Source organism: Neobacillus niacini (assembly GCF_036961885.1).
GTDB lineage: Bacteria > Bacillota > Bacilli > Bacillales > Cytobacillaceae > Neobacillus > Neobacillus niacini_H.
Genome location: NZ_JBALNQ010000061.1, coordinates 15,293 through 33,272, shown reverse-complemented (window position 1 = coordinate 33,272; position 17,980 = coordinate 15,293). Strand labels below are relative to the sequence as shown.

Here is a 17,980-nt window from a genome sequence, read left to right as displayed (position 1 = left end):
ATGATATTTTTATTATATGATTTTTTTTGTAAAATTAAAAGACTAGGGGGAAAGTTAGTATAGAAAACATTAAAAATTTAAAAAATATAAAAAATATATTGACACTAGAAAAGGGATAATTGTATTCTGTAATAGTAACATGTAACATTTCACATGTTACATGTTATGGTAGAATGATAGCGCATCCAAATTTTCCAATTATCTGACACCACGGAATTATAACCATTCTACTAACTGCTTTTTTCAAAAAGAATAATGAAAAAAGCTAGTATCAAATTTTTGAAGGAGAAAACATCATGAAAAATATCATTTGTGAAGAACCCTTTAAGTTTGTCATGAGGGATGGAGAGGTTCCTACATTGAAAGATGGGGAAGCTTTGGTCCGGATCCGACGAATCGGAATTTGTGGAACCGATTTTCATGCCTACAGGGGACGTCAGCCGTTTTTTACCTATCCACGCATTTTAGGTCATGAACTGTCTGGGGAAGTTGTCGAAGTGCCTGAAAATGAAGCCGGTTTCAATGCGGGTGACAATGTTGCCATCATTCCTTATCTTGAATGTGGAAAATGCCTCGCCTGCCGTAGTGGAAAAACAAATTGTTGTACAGAATTAAAGCTGTTTGGAGTCCATATTGATGGCGGGATGCAAGAGTATTTGGCTGTTCCCATTACCCATCTTATGAAAACAAATGATATTACTTTGGAGGAGGCTGCAACAATAGAATGCCTTGGTATCGGTGCACACGCAGTAAGACGTGGGGATATCAAGAAAGGGGAGTTTGCGGTTGTAATTGGTGCGGGTCCCATTGGATTAGGAGTCATGAAATTCGCTAAACTCGCAGGCGCCCAAGTCATCGCAGTTGATATGAATCCACAACGTTTAAATTTTTGCCGTGAATGGGCAGATGTGGATTACATAGTTAACGCAAGTGAGGATGCTCTAGAACAAATTAAGAAAATTACAAATGGGGATTATGCAAATCTGGTCTTTGATGTTACTGGTAATGTGAACTCAATGAATAATTCGTACACATATGCAGCTAGTGGCGGCCGTTTGATTTTTGTTGGACTTGTACAAGCAGACTTTACTTTTCCGGATCCTGAGTTTCATAGAAGGGAACTTACTTTGCTTTCAAGCCGGAACGCGACAAGAGAAGATCTTGAATATGTGGCGAAAACAATTCAAGAAGGGTATGTTAATACTGATCAATTTATTACGTCAAAAACACCATTTGACGAAATTATTGATAACTTTGAAATGCTCATGAAGCCTGAATCTAAAACGATCAAGGCCATGATCACATTATAAAAAAACAAACAAAAGGGGATGAGTGTTCATGAAAAAGTTAGGAATCATTTTAGCGTTAGTCCTTGCCATCGGTTCCATTTTAGGTGCTTGCGGAAAGAAGGAAGAAACAAGTGGAACTACAAATAAAGCTGAAAGCAAAGACACATCGTACACCATTAAAGTAGCAAACTACTATGCACCAGACCATCCGCAAAACAAAGCATTGATCGAAAAATTCAAGCCGCTTGTTGAAGAAAAATCCGGCGGTTCCTTAAAAGTTGAAATCTATGAAAACAATAAACTTGGCGGCGAAAAGGATTTTTATACTGCAGTTCGTAACGGTACCGTTGAAATGGGACTACCAGGTATGATCATGCAAGCCGACGTTCCTAAAATGGGTGCCATTGAGTGGCCATTTTTACTAAGAGATTTTAAACATGCTAAAGCAGTATTAGATGGACCAGTGGGGAAAGAATTAACAGACGAACTTGAAAGCACACACGGCGTTCATCCGCTAGTATGGAGTGCCAATGGATTCAGAATGGTTTCTTCTAGCAAAAAGGTTGCAAGTATGGAAGATTTTAAAGGTTTAAGACTTCGTATGCCTAATACACCTGTATTTGTAAACTTAGGCCAATTATTAGGTGCTAACGTTTCTCCAATGCCGCTTTCAGAGGTATTTACAGCACTTGAAGGAAAAGTAGTAGACGGTCAAGATAACCCAATTGGAGTTGTAAAATCTTCTGGATTTTATGAAGTTCAAGATTATATCTTAGAATCTCGTCACGGTTTCACTCCAAACATTTTAATTATTAACCAGAATTTCTGGAAAAAGTTATCTGATAATCAAAGAAAAGCAATTGAAGAAGCAGCGAAAGAATATTCAGATTTTGAATGGAAATTATCAGAAGAAAGCTATGAAGCAGACAAAAAGTTCCTTGAAGAAAAGGGCATGGAGTTTATTTCTCCAGATGCCAAATTCATGAAACAAATGGAAGAAGCCGTACAACCAATGTACGAAGAATACTATAAGCAATATCCATGGGCTAAAGAAATGGTTCAAAAGATTAAGGACACAAAATAACCATTTATTGAGAGAGGGTTCTATCTCGGACCCTTCTCAATTTTTGTAAGGGGTGACAACGGTGAAAGGAATAGCAGACAAGGTTAATTCCCTATTAAAATTTCTCATCGTGGTATGTTTATCACTAATGGCCATCTTTGTATTTATGAACGTTGTCTTACGCTATGCATTTAATTCAGGAATCACCTGGTCTGAAGAGGTATCACGATTCTTATTTGTTTGGTTAATATTTTTAGGTGCCATCCTAGCATTTAACGACAATGAACATTTAGGTGTAGATGTTGTGATCAAAAAGCTGTCGCTGACAGGGAAAAAGATTGTTTATATCATTTCTAATATTATTTTGCTGATCACACTAGTATTTCTTCTGGATGGAAGCTGGAAGCTTACCATGCTGAATACAGATCTTTCAGCACCAGCAACTGGAATGTCTTATGCCTACATTTATGTCTTTGGTGTGATAATGAGTGCAGCCATGATATTCATTATTCTTCTTAAGTTATATAAACTGATTGTTAAAAAAGATCATAGCCAGTTAATCATGGCAGCATCTGAAGACAGCATAGATCATAATGACATCAGCGAAAAGGGGGACAAGAAGTAATGACATTAACGGTCTTTATAGTTGCATTGTTAAGTGCCATGGCTTTGGGTATCCCTATCGCTTTTGCATTATTAATCAGCGGTATTGCTATTATGTTTGCACTGGGTAATTTTGATACGCAGATTCTGGCCGCCAACTTGATTCAGGGAGCAGACAATTTCCCGCTTATGGCCATTCCTTTCTTCATTCTTGCTGGAGAATTAATGAATGCCGGGGGAATATCAAAAAGAATTATTGATTTTGCGATGGCATGTGTAGGGCATGTCCGGGGCGGACTTGGATATGTAGCGATTATTGCAAGCGTTTTGTTTGCAGGGTTATCTGGATCAGCTGTTGCTGATACCGCAGCATTAGGAGCCATCTTGATTCCAATGATGGTTAGCCAAGGCTATAACCGAAATCGTTCAGCTGGTATTATTGCGGCAGGCGGCATCATTGCCCCAATTATCCCGCCAAGCATTCCAATGATTGTTTTCGGCGTAACGGCCGGTGTATCCATCACAAAATTATTCATGGCAGGTATTGTTCCTGGCTTGATTATCGCAGTTGCTTTAACTGTTGTTTGGACTCTTCTTGTAAGAAAAGAAAAAATGGAAGCGAAGCCTCGCAAATCTGCAAATGAAATTTTAAGAGCAGTTATTGCCGCATTTTGGGCATTGCTTTTACCAATCATCATTCTTGGTGGATTGCGCGGTGGTATCTTCACTCCGACAGAGGCGGCTTCCGTAGCAGCATTTTATGCCTTATTTGTTGGTATGGTGATTTATCGGGAATTAAAAATCAAGGACCTTTATCATGTCCTTGTTGCTTCAGCAAAAACAACAAGTGTCATCATGCTATTGGCAGCAGCGGCAATGGTGTCTGGTTGGTTAATTACCGTTGCCAACATTCCGGCCCAGCTTTCAGTACTGCTGGAACCATTTATTGATCGTCCAATACTATTGATGTTTATTATCGTCTTGATTGTACTGATTATCGGAACTTCTATGGACGTAACACCAACCATCTTAATCCTAACACCTGTTCTTATGCCGGTTATTCAGGTAGCGGGAATTGACCCAGTCTACTTCGGTTTAATCTTTGTATTAACCACTTGTATAGGTTTAATAACTCCGCCAGTTGGAACGGTCTTAAACGTTGCAGCAGGTGTTGGAAAGTTAGGAATAGACGACATTGTCAAAGGCATATGGCCATTCTTATTGGCAGAAGTTATCGTGGTTTTCATTCTTGTCCTGTTCCCATCGTTAGTTTTGGTCCCGTTGGAATGGTTGACAAAATAAATATGGACAAAAGAATGATTGGCTACAGATAGAATAGAAAAGGCACTCGAATGTCCACATTCAAGTGCCTTTTCTATTCAAGTGGTAAAATTTTGAAAGGTCCCCCAATTTTCTTGCCTTGCAAACTGGGGATATGCGGACAAAAAGTTAATGATGATGGGAGCTTGATCTAACTGAGGATATGTGTTGAAAAAAATTTGATCGCCGTATCTTATAGCAGTTAATGCAAGTGGTAATTCACGTCCAAATACTTCATTGCGTTTTGCTGAGACAGATGGGGTATATTGTCCTTGATCTACGTGTAAATAAACACAAAAATACAAAAAATCTCCGTGACATTTCCACTCGCCTAAAACCTCATCTCTCATAGGTTTAATTTTTTCCCAAGCATAATTCATTCCAATGTTTAAAAATAGTTTTCCCGTTATATCAGAATGAGTGAGTGTGTAACGCCTGGGCATTAATGGTTCTGTAGAAGAAACACCGTCGCCGTATTGCACAGATAGTTTTTCGGGATAAAAAGTACTCAAATAATCAACTCCCATATTTCCATGAAATTAAGGCAGCTCTATGACAGGTCAGAGCTGCCTCTTAATTCCACAATCAAAGGACGTAAGGGGCAGGAAAAGTTTCGATACGTCTGATTCATTTATCCTCATGTTATTCCATATTACTGAGGAATATTCTCGATTTCCCCTTCGAATGCCATATGCGTCGTTTTCGCTTGTTTCTCTAGTGGAGTTGAAAGAGCGCCATCTGTCATTTTGAAAACTTTGTCACAATAGTCGACAAGCCGAATATCGTGGGTCACGACAATGGTCGTTGTTTTTTTCTGCTTCGTTACTTTTTTCAATAGTTCCATCACTTCATAGGCACGGTCTGAGTCAAGGGAGGCTGTGGGCTCATCAGCCAAAATAATCGAAGGATTGCTATACAGAGCCTTAGCAATGGCTACGCGCTGGCGTTCTCCACCGGATAAGTCGGAGGGATATTTTAGGAGTAAGTCTGCAATCCCCAAGTCATCATAAAGTTGATTCCGCTCCACTTTTGACATATTTCCCTTTTTTACTTTATCCAATAGTTTCAGTTGATTGGCCACAGAAAGGAAGGGAATTAGGTTCGACGCTTGTAACACAAATCCAATCTCCCTAAGCCGGATTTGGGACCGTGCTTTTTCATTCAAAACGGTTAGGTTCTCCCCGTTGATTACTACTTCACCTGAGGTTGGTGATAATAACCCCCCGACAATCGTGAGAAAAGTACTTTTTCCAGAACCCGATGGACCAATGATGGCAATCAACTCACCTCGGTTGGCAAGAAAATCCGTTTCCTTTAAGGCTTCCACTTTCTTATGGCCGCTTCCAAAACTCTTCTTTACTTGATGTAACTCTAACACTGCCATGGTTTATCCTCCTATCGCTTTCAGTGGATCAATTCGAACAATTGTCAGGACTGAGAAAAAGGCACCAGCAGTTGCAACAGCCATTAGTATGAACCCATAGAACAACATCACGGTAAGATCAAACGAAACAGGAACAGCTGCTGGTAAAAAAGCTCCTGAAACGAGTGTAAAGGCAAATCCAAGCGCCGTCCCGATTAACGCTAAAATAAAGGTTTGGGCCACAACAGACCATGATAAATAATAACTGGAAATACCTTGGGCCTTCATCACACCAAACATACTTATCTTCTGCACGGTCAATACATACAAGAAAATAGCGACGATAATGGAGGAAATACCAAAGAGGAAATAAATCATGAAATTTAAGGTAAGTTTTTGTTCGGTATAACCAGGTAAATTTTGAATAAATGTTTCAATTTCAATAGACATCAGTTCATCACTTTGAGTGAGATTTGAAAGAGAATCATTCTGAACAACAATCCCGTTAATTTGATCTTTGTTTTGATCCGCTGCTTCACCGTATTTGACTTGGTGGAAGGTTGCTAGATTGGTATAAAGAACAGGAGCAGCATTAAATCGAGCTTGGTCGGTAAATCCAACAATCGTTAAAAGCTGGTCGCTGGAGGACAAGGATAATTCATCACCTAATTTGAATCCATTATCTTTAAGTGAATCGTCCGCAATAACCTCGTTTGCGTTGTCAAAAGACCTTCCTTCCATCACATTGGGCAGTAGAAATTCTTCATTGTTAATACCAAAGAGAGAAATATTCTGCTTGCTGCCCCCGTTGCTGGCAATCGCGTTTAGCTGACCGATTACAGCAGTTTTTTTAGCTCTAATGTGATGAAATAGAATTAAATTTTATTTTAAAACAAGCCTATCATCATGTAGGGCTAGAGCAGTTTTTAACCAATATTGTGGCTCCTTTTTTAAAAGAGATCGGAAAAAAGTGGGAGAAACAGGAGTGGAATGAATATCAGGAATCCGTATCGAGTCTGGTTGTAAGAGATTTCTTGGTTCAAATTCGACGAAATTATCAATATCGGGAAAATGCTCCATTTGTTCTCGGTGCATGTTTGCCGTATGAACAGCATGAAGTACCGCTTCATCTGGTCCTATTGCGTTTCATGATGAAAGGATGGAAAACCCAGTTAATTGGAACTTCACCTGCCCTAGGGGCGATTGAATCATTGGTGACGAAATTAAAGCCGGATGTGGTTTTGTTGTCCGCCACAACCACTGTACCATTTGAAACAGATTCTCAACTGCTGCGGAGACTGGATCAATTAGCTGAAAAGCAAATTGACATAGCTTTCTATCTTGGCGGCCAAGGGGCGGTCACCAATCTCCTTGACTATAAACCAAAGGCCATTATTGTGACAAATTCCCTTGAAGGTATACTAAAGTAAAACAAAACGAAACAAAAAGGGGTCAGTCCCCCACTGAAGCAACGCGTTATTTCAGTGGGGGACTGACCCCTTTTACGGACCCCTTTTACGCTAAATATGAAACAGCCACACAATAAAAGGTCCTAATAATGAGCCAATGATCGCACATAGAGTCATAGTCACAGAACTCATTGAAAAGGCAAGTTCACCATATTCGCCAGCTTTTGAAGTGCCTATTGCGTGTGAGGCACTTCCCAGGGCGACGCCTCTACCAATCGAACTATTTACCCGGGTTAATTTAAAAATCATCGGAGCAGTTACGACACCAAAGATGCCAGCTATCATTACGCCAATAACGGCCATAGAGGCATCTCCTCCCAATCCTTTGGCCACTTCGATGGCAACAGGGGTGGTAAGAGACTTGGGAATAATTGAAAGAATTAATGGATGATTAATCCCGAATAGCTTAGCTAAAATGGTGACACTTACCATTCCAGAGGTGGCTCCGATTAAAACCCCTCCTAATATAGTAAACAAATGAGTCATTAAAAAGCGGCGTTGTTTATACAAGGGATAAGCAAGTGCCACAACTGCCGGTCCTAATAGAGAGTTAATCCACTGCCCGCCTTTCATATAGCTTTCATAAGGAATATGAAGAATTACCAGGAGGATGATAATCAGTGTGGTGGCAGTTAAAACGGGAATGAAAAGGGAAAAAGAAAAACGATTGTATAATCGGGTCATCACAAGAAAGGAAATGACTGTTAATAAAATCATACAGAATGCGAATAGGGCTTGCTGCATTTCTTATCATCCTTTCTTTTTTGAGCCTTTTTTTCAAAAAATTGACTTGTCATCCCTGCGATTGCAATGGTAATTACAGTGCTTAATAGAATGACTATAAAGAGTAGTACACCATGGTATGAAAGCAAGGAAGGGTACTTCATGATACCGACTGTGGCGGGAATAAAAAATAAAGTTAAAATACTTAATAAAAAACCAGCCCCACGCTCAATAAACGTTACTGGGATAATTTTTAAACATAAACAAGTGAAAAGCAATATAAGTCCGATAATACTACCTGGAATCAATAGGTGAAAAAGGTTTTGAATAGCACTTCCAATGAAGAAAAAAATATATAAAATGCAAATTTGTAAAACTGTGTTTAGGAATTTCATATGTGCAGTGTCCCTATAGCAGAGACAACATCCTACCTTCTTTCTATATAAATGGAATCAAAATCTAAACGATAAACACCGGCAAGAATCATAGATTCTTACCTTGTTACTCCTATGATGGCTGTTCTATGTGTTATACATAATTTTAATCAAATTTAATTATACACACAATGATAGCCAGATGCCTTCCCAACGTTTTCCACGCTGTGGGTACTAATACCAGTTGACTCATTTTAGTAGTATACTGTATTATATAAGAATAATTTAATAAGACCTCACTTTTTTTACAGTGAGGTAGAGGCGCGATATTTAACAGTCTTTAGTGGAGCTTGAGAAGCTATGATGCTAAGGAGAAGGAAATGTTGCCGAAGTTTGTAATATTCTCGGTATTACTTGCTGGGTCTGTAGTTAAGAGCTGCAGGACTGTCTCAATAAACTCTCCGGTTTATTGAGTTGAGCTATCTCATTTGGGATAAAAGAGAGGACTTTAGGGCTACTATGCATAGTGCGACCTGAGTATATCTCAGGTCGTTTTTTGTCGTAATTAAAAGGATAACAGGGGGAGAGAACATGATGAAAAACAAGTTAACGATTTTTATAGTTTTGTTGGTTTCAACCATGCTGCTTTTAGCAGGATGTGGGACAAGTACTAGTTCAAATTCTGGATCATCAGAGGACAATACATTTAAGGTGGGGCTTGAAGCGGGATATGCTCCTTTTAACTGGACGCAAAATGATGCTGCTAACGGCGGTGTTAAAATAAATGGTTCTGCAGAATATGCAGGTGGTTATGATGTGGAAATTGCCAAAAAAGTGGCTGAAGGTTTAGGAAAAGAATTAGTGATCGTCAAAACAGAGTGGGATGGCCTTGTACCAGCATTAACATCAGGTAAAATTGACGCCATCATCGCTGGAATGTCACCAACCGCAGAACGTAAAGAAACGATCGACTTTTCGGATAATTACTATACTTCCAATTTAGTAATGGTTGTAAAAAAAGGAAGCAAATTTGAAGGTGCTACATCTATCCAAGATTTCAAAGGTGCAAAAGTTACAGCTCAATTAAATACCTTCCATTATACGGTGATCGATCAAATTAAAGGTGTAGACAAGAAAACCGCAATGGACAACTTCCCAGCTATGAGAGTAGCCCTTGAATCTGGAATGATTGATGGGTATGTTTCAGAGCGACCAGAAGGTGTTAGTGCATCAGCTGCAAATGAAAACTATGTAATGGTTGAATTTGAAGATGGGTTTAAAACATCCTCAGATGATACTGCTATCGCAGTCGGTCTTGAAAAAGGAAGTAAATCTACAGATAAAATCAATGAAATTTTAAAGGGTATCTCAGAAGCAGAACGTACAAGTATTATGGATACAGCTATTAAGAATCAACCATCAGCACAATAAAAAATGGTAAAACCGGCTGTATTCAACATACAGTCGGTTTTATACAGTAAGGGAGGATAAAAGATGAGTCTTGAGTGGGTCGTTAAAATAATCTCGGAAAACTGGCCTATGTTCCTTCGTGGTGCTGGTTTAACACTTGTGATTGCGCTAATTGGAACGATGATTGGGGCAATCATTGGATTAGTTGCAGGAGTAATACGAACCATTCCAGCACCTGAACGCGGAGCGAAGAAGATAATTTTAAAAGTGATTAACGTAATCCTTTCTATTTATATTGAATTTTTCCGTGGAACACCGATGATAGTCCAAGCCATGGTAATCTATTATGGTTCTGCGTTAGCATTTGGTTTAGATATGAATGTTTTTGCTGCGGCGATTATTGTTGTATCCATTAATACAGGAGCCTATATGGCGGAAATTGTTCGCGGGGGGATTGTTTCGGTTGATAAGGGACAGTTTGAAGCCGCTCATGCGATAGGAATGAACCATGTTCAAACCATGTGGAATGTGGTATTACCACAGGTTATTCGAAATATTTTACCTGCAACAGGGAATCAATTTGTTATTAATATTAAAGATACGTCTGTTCTGAATGTGATTTCCGTTACAGAATTATATTTCGTGACAAAATCGATTTCAGGAAACAACTTTAGATATTTTGAATCATTTTTCGTAGCTTGTATGATTTATTTTGTGATGACCTTTATCGTAACAAGAATATTGCTATACTTTGAAAAGAAATTAGAAGGCTCTGACAACTATACGATGATTGGAAACGAAACACAGGTAGAAGGAAATCGAAAATAATGGGAGAAGGAGGAGTGAATATGGAAAAGATTATTGATATTCAACATCTAAACAAATCCTTTGGAACACATGAAGTATTAAAAGATATTAATTTTTCAGTGAATAAAGGAGAAGTAGTCTCCATTATCGGATCGTCAGGATCTGGTAAGTCAACTCTTCTTCGTTGTATTAACATGCTGGAAAAACCAAGCGGTGGGCAAATTATCTACCATGGTGAAAATATTTTAGATGACAAGCATGATGTTGCCGATTATCGAAAGCATTTAGGCATGGTGTTCCAACAATTTAACTTATTTAACAATCATAATGTTCTTAACAACTGTGTGGTAGGACAAGTAAAAGTATTAAAACGTTCCAAGGAAGAAGCCGTAAGAGTCGCGATGAAGTACTTGAAGGTTGTTGGTATGGACAAATATATTAACGCGAAGCCAAAGCAGTTATCCGGGGGCCAAAAGCAGCGTGTGGCAATTGCAAGGGCACTTTCCATGGAACCCGATGTGATGTTATTTGATGAACCAACTTCAGCTCTTGATCCAGAAATGGTAGGAGAAGTACTAAAAGTCATGAAGGAACTAGCTGAATCAGGTCTTACGATGTTGATTGTAACGCACGAAATGGAATTTGCAAAAGAAGTGTCGGATCGAGCCGTATTTATGGACAAGGGAGTTATTGCAGAAGAAGGAAGCCCAGAGCAAATTTTTAATAACCCAACACAAGACCGTACGAGGGAATTCTTAAAACGCACATTAAAGTCTATCTAAGTGTTAGTGGGTAATAGCTGCTGGACTAACTATGGTGTTTGTAATTAAACTTCGTAATTAGATTGTATAGTAAAGAATAAGCAAAATAATGAGAAGGCCAAGTAAGGAAATCGCTTGGAACTTACATTTTTGATAGAAAGAGGCATTAAATTTTTCGGACGGAAGTGGTTTTTCCCGCCATTCTTCAAGATAATCATTTTTTTTAAACATGATACTATTGAATCTTCTGAACCCATAGGTTACACCGTCAAAAAAGCCGCCTTTAATCGTGTACATGCGTAAAACGGTGATCAGGTAAAAAGCACTAAGATAGAATAAGGCATTAATAAAATTCAGTAGATTATAACTTGATGAAAATAGTAAAAACATCAAAATTGTTAGTACCAGATTAAGCAAAAAGAAAGTCCAATTATTTTTAAACATATAGTTTCACCTTGTCATTAATAATATTATTTTGAACTTGTTTAAGAATAATGGTATTTTAACTTAAATAGTTCAGAAAGTATACTTTATCGGTATTTTCGCATGGGACTGACACAGGATTTATTATACGAAAATAAAATTTTTTTATCCAAGGTTTTAAACGGTGTTGGTATATCAATTGTAATGTGGTTGTAATCTATAATAGTATAATAATTTTTTGACTCTTTTATATATTTAGTCTTTACAAAAGTAGTAGAAAAATAGTATGATTTCATTAGCTTCTTTTTTAAGAGCGAATTTACAGAAAAATAAAACAATAGGAGGTCATTTTTTTATGAAGAAAAAGTATGCATGGCTTTTGGCCCTGAGCTTAGTGCTTAGCATGTTCTTAGCTGCGTGTTCAGGCGGCGACAAGGAAAAAACTGATGATTCTAAAAAACCAGCTGATAAGCCTAAAGTTGAACAAGTATTAAACTTTATTAATGGTGATACTATACCGTCTATGGATCCATCTACAGCAACTGATGAATATGGTTTCCAATTCTTGGGTGCAACAATGGAAGGTCTATACCGTCTTGATGAAAAAGGACTAATAGCAGAAGGTATTGCTAAAAAGCATGAAGTAAGTGCTGATGGCAAAACTTGGACTTTCACTTTGCGTGAAGATGCTAAATGGTCAAATGGTGACCCTGTAACTGCACATGACTTCGTTTATGCTTGGCAGCGTGCAGTAAACCCTGATACAGGATCTGAATATGGTCCATACATGATGGGCGGCGTTATTAAAAACGCAACTGCTGTTAACAAAGGTGAAGTTCCTGTTGATCAATTAGGTGTTAAAGCGGATGGCGATTTCACATTCGTTGTTGAACTTGAAAACGCAACTCCATACTTTGAATCTTTAACAACTTTCGGTACTTTCTTACCATTGAACCAAAAGTTTGTTGAAGAAAAAGCTGCTACATTCGCAACTAGCGCGGATACTTTATTATCTAACGGACCATACAAGTTCTCTAACTGGACTAGTACTGCTAACGAGTGGGAATTAGTTAAGAATGAAACTTATTGGGATGCAAAAACTGTAAAATTAGAAAAAATGCATTATGTAGTAGTAAAAGACCCACAAACTGCTGTTGATTTATATGAAAAAGGTACAGTTGACCGTGCAGGTTTATCATCTGACTTAGTTGACCAATACTCAACACATGATGATTACACAGTAGAACCTGATACTTCAGTATTCTATATGAAGTTGAACCAAACTAAAAATCCTGCTCTTAAGAACGTAAACGTACGTAAAGCAATCTCTAGAGCATTTGATAAGCAAGCATTAGTAGATGAAATCTTAAACAACGGTTCTATCGTTGCTAACGGTCTAGTACCAAAAGACTTCGTTTCAACTCCAGATGGCAAGGACTTCCGCGATGTTAGTGGAGATCTTGTGAAATACGATGTTGCAGAAGCAAAGAAATTCTGGGAAAAAGCTTTAACTGAATTAGGAACAAAAGAAGTTTCTATTGAAGTACTTGGTGGAGACAGTGAAGTTTCTAAAATGATGAACCAATATCTTGCAAACCAATTATCTACAAACCTTCCTGGTTTAAAAGTTACTTTAAAAGAAGTACCATTTGAGCAACGTCTAGAATTAGATACTGCTATGGATTATGACATTCAAATTGCTGGATGGGGACCAGACTTCCTTGATCCATATACCTTCTTAAACCTATGGTTAACAGATGGTGGAAATAACATGATGGGCTTCTCTAGCGCTGAATATGATAAGTTGATCAATGAAACTGGAACAACTTTAGCACAAGATCAAGATAAGCGTTATGAGAACTTCTTGAAAGCAGAAAAGGTATTATTTGATGAGGCAGCAATCGCTCCTATTTATCAAAGAGCAAGCGCTCTGTTAGTATCTCCGAAAGTTCAAGGTGTATTTACAAACGCATTTGGAGCAACTTACGAATACAAATGGGCTAGCGTTGCAGCAGTAGAAGAATAATCGATTTTAAAATAGTATACTAAATGCTATTAGAAAAAATTGAAGGGGAGTATATGCTTTTAGGCATATGCTCTCTTTTCAACTGTGAACCTGAATATTCCGATTATAAAAAAAATTTATAATCGACAAGATATGACATATAATAAAGAGATTAAAAGAAATTTAGGAGGTGCAAAAATGACTCGATATTTACTTCGTCGCGCATGGTATATGTTTATAACTTTATTTATCATTGCGACATTCTCGTTCTTTTTGATGAAAATTTTGCCGGGTAGCCCGCTAAATGCAGAAGATAAATTAAGTGAAGAACAAAAAGAAATTATCCTCGAAAAATATGGATTAAATGATCCAATACCGGTCCAGTATGCTAAATATCTAGGCGGGCTTGTAACAGGTGACTTAGGTGTATCATTTAAGTTTGATAATACGCCTGTTACGACAATATTGTTAGATAGAATCGGGCCATCTGCACAAATAGGATTTCAGGCTTTAGTAGTAGGATCAATCTTCGGTATATTCCTTGGACTGTTGGCCTCCATTTTCCGTAACAGCCCAATAGACTTTTCATCTACCATCATTGCTGTTCTAGGTACTTCCATTCCATCGTTTGTATTCGCAGGATTACTGCAGTATGTATTTGCTGTAAAATTAGGGTGGTTCCCTGTTGCACTTTGGGGACAATTTGAACATACCGTGTTACCGACCATTGCCTTGGCGATTCACCCAATGGCGACCGCAGCACGTTTTACAAGAACAGAAATGGTAGAAGTATTACATTCCAATTACATCATTACAGCACGTGCTAAAGGTGTTGCTGAATCAGGAATTATCTTTAAACATGGATTGCGTAATGCACTTATTCCATTAATAACTGTTTTAGGCCCAATGGCAGTTGGTTTGATGACCGGTTCATTGGTTATTGAACAAATCTTTGCTATTCCTGGGATTGGGGAACAATTTGTTAGCTCTGTTATGGTAAATGATTACCCAACTATCATGGGTACAACATTGCTATTTGCGTTTGGTTTTGTCCTAATTATCTTAATCATAGACCTCCTATACGGATTAATTGATCCTAGGATTAGACTAGCAGGAGGAAAATAAAAAAATGGATAAAAATAACTTAAATAATATACCAAAAGATTTATTTGTTCCTCTTGTTCGTAAAGAGGATACGAGTGAAAAAATTTCAGCACCAAGCAGAACGTTTTTTCAAGATGCAAAAAGAACGCTTTTTAGTAACAAACCTGCTGTTTTTAGCATTTTTCTTATCTTATTAATCATCCTCTTGAGTATCGCTGGACCATGGATGAATGGTTTCGGTTCTGATGATCAGGACCTAAAAAGGGCAAAAATGCCTCCGCGTGTACCAGTGTTAGAGAACGTTTCATGGCTTGGCCTAAACGGTACATTATCGGGAACTTTTCAAGGGAAAGATGTTAATCAAGCTACTGCTAAGGCAAATGCTAGATTCGATAATAATAAAGAATTTATTGATTTAGAAGTAATAAATAAAGGTGACGGCACTCGGAATTCTGCTGAAGTCAAAGCAACCTATCATATATATGATGCAAAAGGTATGAAAGACACCTATTTCTGGATCGGGAGCGATGCCTTAGGTCGTGACCAATGGACAAGACTTTGGGAAGGTACAAGGGTTTCTTTAATTATTGCTTTTGTTGCCGCGGTGCTTGACCTTGTCATTGGGGTTTCTTATGGTGGTATTTCTGGATTTTACGGTGGGAAAGTCGATAATTTCATGCAGCGAGTTGCGGAAATCTTAGTTGGTATCCCTAACCTAGTTATTATTCTTTTAATGATGCTAGTACTACAGCCAGGTATTATATCGATCGTAATAGCGTTATCGATTACCGGTTGGATTGGTATGTCTCGAATTGTCCGAGGTGAAGTATTAAAGCTAAAAAATCAAGAGTTTGTTTTAGCTTCAAGAACATTAGGAACATCGAATGGTACCATCATCAGAAAACACTTGGTTCCAAATATCAGTGGTATTATCATTATTAACACAATGTTCTCAGTTCCTGGAGCAATCTTTTTTGAAGCGTTCTTAAGCTTTATTGGATTAGGTATCGTTCCTCCAGATGCTTCTCTTGGTTCTTTAATTGACCTTGGGTTTGATAACCTCAGACTTTATCCTTATATGCTAGTTTTCCCGGCAATTGTAATCTCTGTACTTATGATTGCATTTAATATTGTTGGGGATGGTTTGAGAGATGCATTTGATCCGAAAATGCATAAATAAGAAGGTAGGTGTTTATAAATGACTAAATTATTGGAAATCAAAGATTTAAAAGTATCATTTAACACCTACAACGGTGAAGTGCATGCTGTTCGAGGTGTTACCTTTGATTTAAATAAAGGCGAAACGTTAGCAATCGTAGGTGAGTCTGGTTCTGGTAAGTCCGTTACTTCCAATGCGATCATGAGACTGCTTCCAGAACCACATGGCTTTATTAAAGAAGGTCAAATCCTCCTCGAAGGGGAAGATCTTGCTAAGAAGACTAACAAAGAAATGCAAAAAATCCGTGGAAAAGACATTTCTATGGTGTTCCAAGATCCAATGTCGTCGCTAAATCCGACAATGAAAATTGGAAACCAGATCATGGAAGGTCTGATGAAGCATCAAAATATGGGTAAAAAAGAAGCTAGAAAAACAGCGCTTGAACTTTTAACACTTGTTGGAATTCCAAGACCAGATGTGCGTATAGATCAATATCCTCACCAATTTTCCGGTGGGATGCGTCAGCGTGTTGTAGTTGCTATTGCCCTTGCTTGTAATCCAAAGATTTTAATTGCTGATGAACCAACTACGGCTCTTGACGTAACGATTCAAGCACAAATTTTGGAATTAATGAAGAGCATCCAGCAGAAAACGGATAGTGCGATTATTTTTATCACACATGACCTAGGTGTTGTTGCAAACGTGGCAGACCGTGTAGCAGTAATGTATGCCGGTAAAATCGTAGAAATTGGGACAGTAGATGATATTTTCTATAACCCTAAACACCCATATACATGGGGATTGATTGGCTCCATGCCTACATTAGAAAGCACGGATGAAGAGCTCTTTGCGATTCCTGGCAGCCCGCCAGATATGCTAAATCCGCCTCCAGGGGATGCATTTGCTCCTAGAAACCAATTTGCTTTAGAAATTGACACAGTAATGGAACCGCCAATGTTTAAAGTATCTGATACACATTATGCGGCAACATGGCTGTTACATGAAGATGCACCTAAAATCGAACCACCTGCAGCAGTTAAGCATAGGATGCAAGGTTTTGCTAGTACGGGTGCTAAAGGCGGTGGCAAAAAGTGACAACAGAAAAATTACTTGAAGTAAAAAATTTACAAAAGCATTTCTCAGTTGGTAAGAAAAATATCATTAAAGCTGTCGATGGTGTTAGCTTTGATGTATTTAAGGGTGAAACATTTGGACTAGTTGGTGAGTCTGGTTGTGGGAAGTCTACAACAGGTAGAACAATCATCCGACTTTATGATGCAACTGGCGGGGAAGTTAAATTTAATGGTGAAGATGTTCACGGAAAAAAATCTAAATCTGAGCTTCTTAAATTTAATCGGAAAATGCAAATGATTTTCCAAGATCCGTCTTCATCCTTAAACCCTCGTATGACTGTTTTGGATATTATTGCTGAGGGACTAGATGTTCATAAACTAGTGAAGAATGAAACGGAACGTAAACAAAAAGTTGAAGAATTATTAGAGTCTGTTGGTTTAAACAAAGAGCATGCAACTCGTTTTCCACATGAATTTAGCGGTGGGCAAAGACAGCGGATTGGTATTGCTAGAGCGCTGGCAGTAGATCCAGAGTTTATTATTGCCGATGAACCAATTTCTGCATTGGACGTATCCATTCAGGCACAGGTAGTCAACTTGCTGAAGAAATTGCAAAAAGAACGTGGTTTAACGTATTTGTTTATTGCCCATGACCTTTCAATGGTTAAATATATCTCCGATCGTATTGGTGTTATGTATATGGGTAATCTAGTTGAACTAGCTGATAGTGATGAATTATACAATAATCCTATTCATCCATATACCAAATCATTGTTATCTGCTATTCCGCTGCCAGATCCAAGGTATGAGCGTACTCGTAAGCGTATAGCTTATGATCCTACTATTCATGATCCAAATGGTGAGTTCGAGCTTAGAGAAATCACACCAGGACATTTTGTCCGTTGTACAGCAAAGGAATTTGAAAGATATCAAAATGAACAAAAGTAAAATAAACAATAGTTAAAAAAGAGTGTTGACTAAATCAACACTCTTTTTGCTGTTGGCTGTGTTAAACTAGGCTGTTGATTTGCGCT

General features: G+C 38.1%; 19 protein-coding genes and 1 riboswitch. Of the genes, 13 read left to right on the top strand and 6 right to left on the bottom strand.

Annotation, left to right across the window (positions count from 1 at the left end; genetic code table 11):
* Positions 1 to 296: 296 nt before the first annotated feature.
* The 4 genes from V7124_RS22240 (at position 297) to V7124_RS22225 (ending at position 4,257) form a co-directional block, all read left to right on the top strand.
* Positions 297 to 1,310 (top strand): zinc-binding alcohol dehydrogenase family protein, encoded by a 1,014-nt coding sequence (locus V7124_RS22240; RefSeq protein ID WP_335493605.1) that lies wholly within the window; start codon positions 297 to 299, stop codon positions 1,308 to 1,310.
* Between the two features lie 28 nt (positions 1,311 to 1,338).
* Entirely contained in the window at positions 1,339 to 2,373 is a 1,035-nt protein-coding gene (locus V7124_RS22235; protein ID WP_335493602.1) for a TRAP transporter substrate-binding protein, read from the top strand.
* 61 nt (positions 2,374 to 2,434) lie between these two features.
* The gene (locus V7124_RS22230) at positions 2,435 to 2,977 is read left to right on the top strand and encodes a TRAP transporter small permease (RefSeq protein ID WP_335414971.1); all 543 of its coding nucleotides are present in this window, start codon (positions 2,435 to 2,437) and stop codon (positions 2,975 to 2,977) included.
* Positions 2,977 to 4,257: a TRAP transporter large permease gene (locus V7124_RS22225; RefSeq protein WP_335493598.1), complete on the top strand. Its 1,281-nt coding sequence runs from the start codon at positions 2,977 to 2,979 to the stop codon at positions 4,255 to 4,257. Before V7124_RS22230 ends, V7124_RS22225 begins: the two co-directional genes overlap by 1 nt.
* A 77-nt stretch (positions 4,258 to 4,334) precedes the next feature.
* Here the strand turns inward: V7124_RS22225 and V7124_RS22220 are convergent, their stop codons facing one another.
* The 3 genes from V7124_RS22220 to V7124_RS22210 form a co-directional block, all read right to left on the bottom strand.
* The gene (locus V7124_RS22220; RefSeq protein WP_335493596.1) at positions 4,335 to 4,787 is read right to left on the bottom strand and encodes a staygreen family protein; all 453 of its coding nucleotides are present in this window, start codon (positions 4,785 to 4,787) and stop codon (positions 4,335 to 4,337) included.
* A gap of 140 nt (positions 4,788 to 4,927) precedes the next feature.
* Positions 4,928 to 5,659, bottom strand: a complete 732-nt coding sequence (locus V7124_RS22215) for an ABC transporter ATP-binding protein (RefSeq protein WP_335493594.1) — start codon at positions 5,657 to 5,659, stop codon at positions 4,928 to 4,930.
* 3 nt (positions 5,660 to 5,662) lie between these two features.
* Positions 5,663 to 6,379, bottom strand: coding sequence for an ABC transporter permease (locus V7124_RS22210; protein WP_335493592.1), 717 nt, complete (start codon positions 6,377 to 6,379; stop codon positions 5,663 to 5,665).
* Between the two features lie 197 nt (positions 6,380 to 6,576).
* On the opposite strand from V7124_RS22210, the gene V7124_RS22205 reads away from it, so the two are divergent.
* On the top strand, positions 6,577 to 7,068 hold the full coding sequence (locus V7124_RS22205) for a hypothetical protein (RefSeq protein WP_335493590.1): 492 nt from the start codon (positions 6,577 to 6,579) through the stop codon (positions 7,066 to 7,068).
* 90 nt (positions 7,069 to 7,158) lie between these two features.
* On the opposite strand, the gene V7124_RS22200 is transcribed toward V7124_RS22205, so the two are convergent.
* Positions 7,159 to 7,851 (bottom strand): LrgB family protein, encoded by a 693-nt coding sequence (locus V7124_RS22200; protein WP_335493588.1) that lies wholly within the window; start codon positions 7,849 to 7,851, stop codon positions 7,159 to 7,161.
* Complete coding sequence (locus V7124_RS22195) at positions 7,821 to 8,225, bottom strand: CidA/LrgA family protein (protein WP_335493586.1); 405 nt, start codon at positions 8,223 to 8,225, stop codon at positions 7,821 to 7,823. The genes V7124_RS22200 and V7124_RS22195 overlap by 31 nt, the downstream gene beginning before the upstream one ends.
* A gap of 287 nt (positions 8,226 to 8,512) precedes the next feature.
* A riboswitch (Lysine riboswitch) is annotated at positions 8,513 to 8,694 on the top strand.
* A 104-nt stretch (positions 8,695 to 8,798) separates the two neighbouring features.
* Between V7124_RS22195 and V7124_RS22190 the strand changes: the two genes are divergently transcribed.
* The 3 genes from V7124_RS22190 to V7124_RS22180 all read left to right on the top strand — a co-directional run bounded on the left by V7124_RS22190 (position 8,799) and on the right by V7124_RS22180 (position 11,203).
* Positions 8,799 to 9,635, top strand: a complete 837-nt coding sequence (locus V7124_RS22190; RefSeq protein WP_335493614.1) for a transporter substrate-binding domain-containing protein — start codon at positions 8,799 to 8,801, stop codon at positions 9,633 to 9,635.
* Between the two features lie 63 nt (positions 9,636 to 9,698).
* Positions 9,699 to 10,442, top strand: coding sequence for an amino acid ABC transporter permease (locus V7124_RS22185; RefSeq protein WP_335414994.1), 744 nt, complete (start codon positions 9,699 to 9,701; stop codon positions 10,440 to 10,442).
* Between the two features lie 20 nt (positions 10,443 to 10,462).
* Positions 10,463 to 11,203, top strand: a complete 741-nt coding sequence (locus V7124_RS22180) for an amino acid ABC transporter ATP-binding protein (RefSeq protein ID WP_335493584.1) — start codon at positions 10,463 to 10,465, stop codon at positions 11,201 to 11,203.
* 57 nt (positions 11,204 to 11,260) lie between these two features.
* On the opposite strand, the gene V7124_RS22175 is transcribed toward V7124_RS22180, so the two are convergent.
* Positions 11,261 to 11,626 carry a DUF3899 domain-containing protein gene (locus tag V7124_RS22175; protein WP_335493582.1) on the bottom strand — a complete coding sequence of 122 codons (366 nt, stop codon included), beginning with the start codon at positions 11,624 to 11,626 and terminating at the stop codon, positions 11,261 to 11,263.
* A gap of 334 nt (positions 11,627 to 11,960) precedes the next feature.
* Between V7124_RS22175 and V7124_RS22170 the strand changes: the two genes are divergently transcribed.
* From V7124_RS22170 to V7124_RS22150, 5 genes are all read left to right on the top strand, one after another.
* Positions 11,961 to 13,631 carry a peptide ABC transporter substrate-binding protein gene (locus tag V7124_RS22170; RefSeq protein WP_335415005.1) on the top strand — a complete coding sequence of 557 codons (1,671 nt, stop codon included), beginning with the start codon at positions 11,961 to 11,963 and terminating at the stop codon, positions 13,629 to 13,631.
* 177 nt (positions 13,632 to 13,808) lie between these two features.
* A complete protein-coding gene (gene opp3b / locus V7124_RS22165) occupies positions 13,809 to 14,735 on the top strand; it encodes an oligopeptide ABC transporter permease (RefSeq protein WP_335415011.1) in 927 nt (308 codons plus the stop codon).
* Positions 14,736 to 14,739: 4 nt separating this feature from the next.
* Positions 14,740 to 15,894, top strand: a complete 1,155-nt coding sequence (gene opp3C, locus V7124_RS22160; protein ID WP_335493580.1) for an oligopeptide ABC transporter permease — start codon at positions 14,740 to 14,742, stop codon at positions 15,892 to 15,894.
* Positions 15,895 to 15,912: 18 nt separating this feature from the next.
* Positions 15,913 to 16,968: an ABC transporter ATP-binding protein gene (locus V7124_RS22155; protein WP_335415018.1), complete on the top strand. Its 1,056-nt coding sequence runs from the start codon at positions 15,913 to 15,915 to the stop codon at positions 16,966 to 16,968.
* Positions 16,965 to 17,894: an ABC transporter ATP-binding protein gene (locus V7124_RS22150; RefSeq protein ID WP_335415021.1), complete on the top strand. Its 930-nt coding sequence runs from the start codon at positions 16,965 to 16,967 to the stop codon at positions 17,892 to 17,894. Before V7124_RS22155 ends, V7124_RS22150 begins: the two co-directional genes overlap by 4 nt.
* The last annotated feature ends 86 nt before the right edge of the window (positions 17,895 to 17,980 follow it).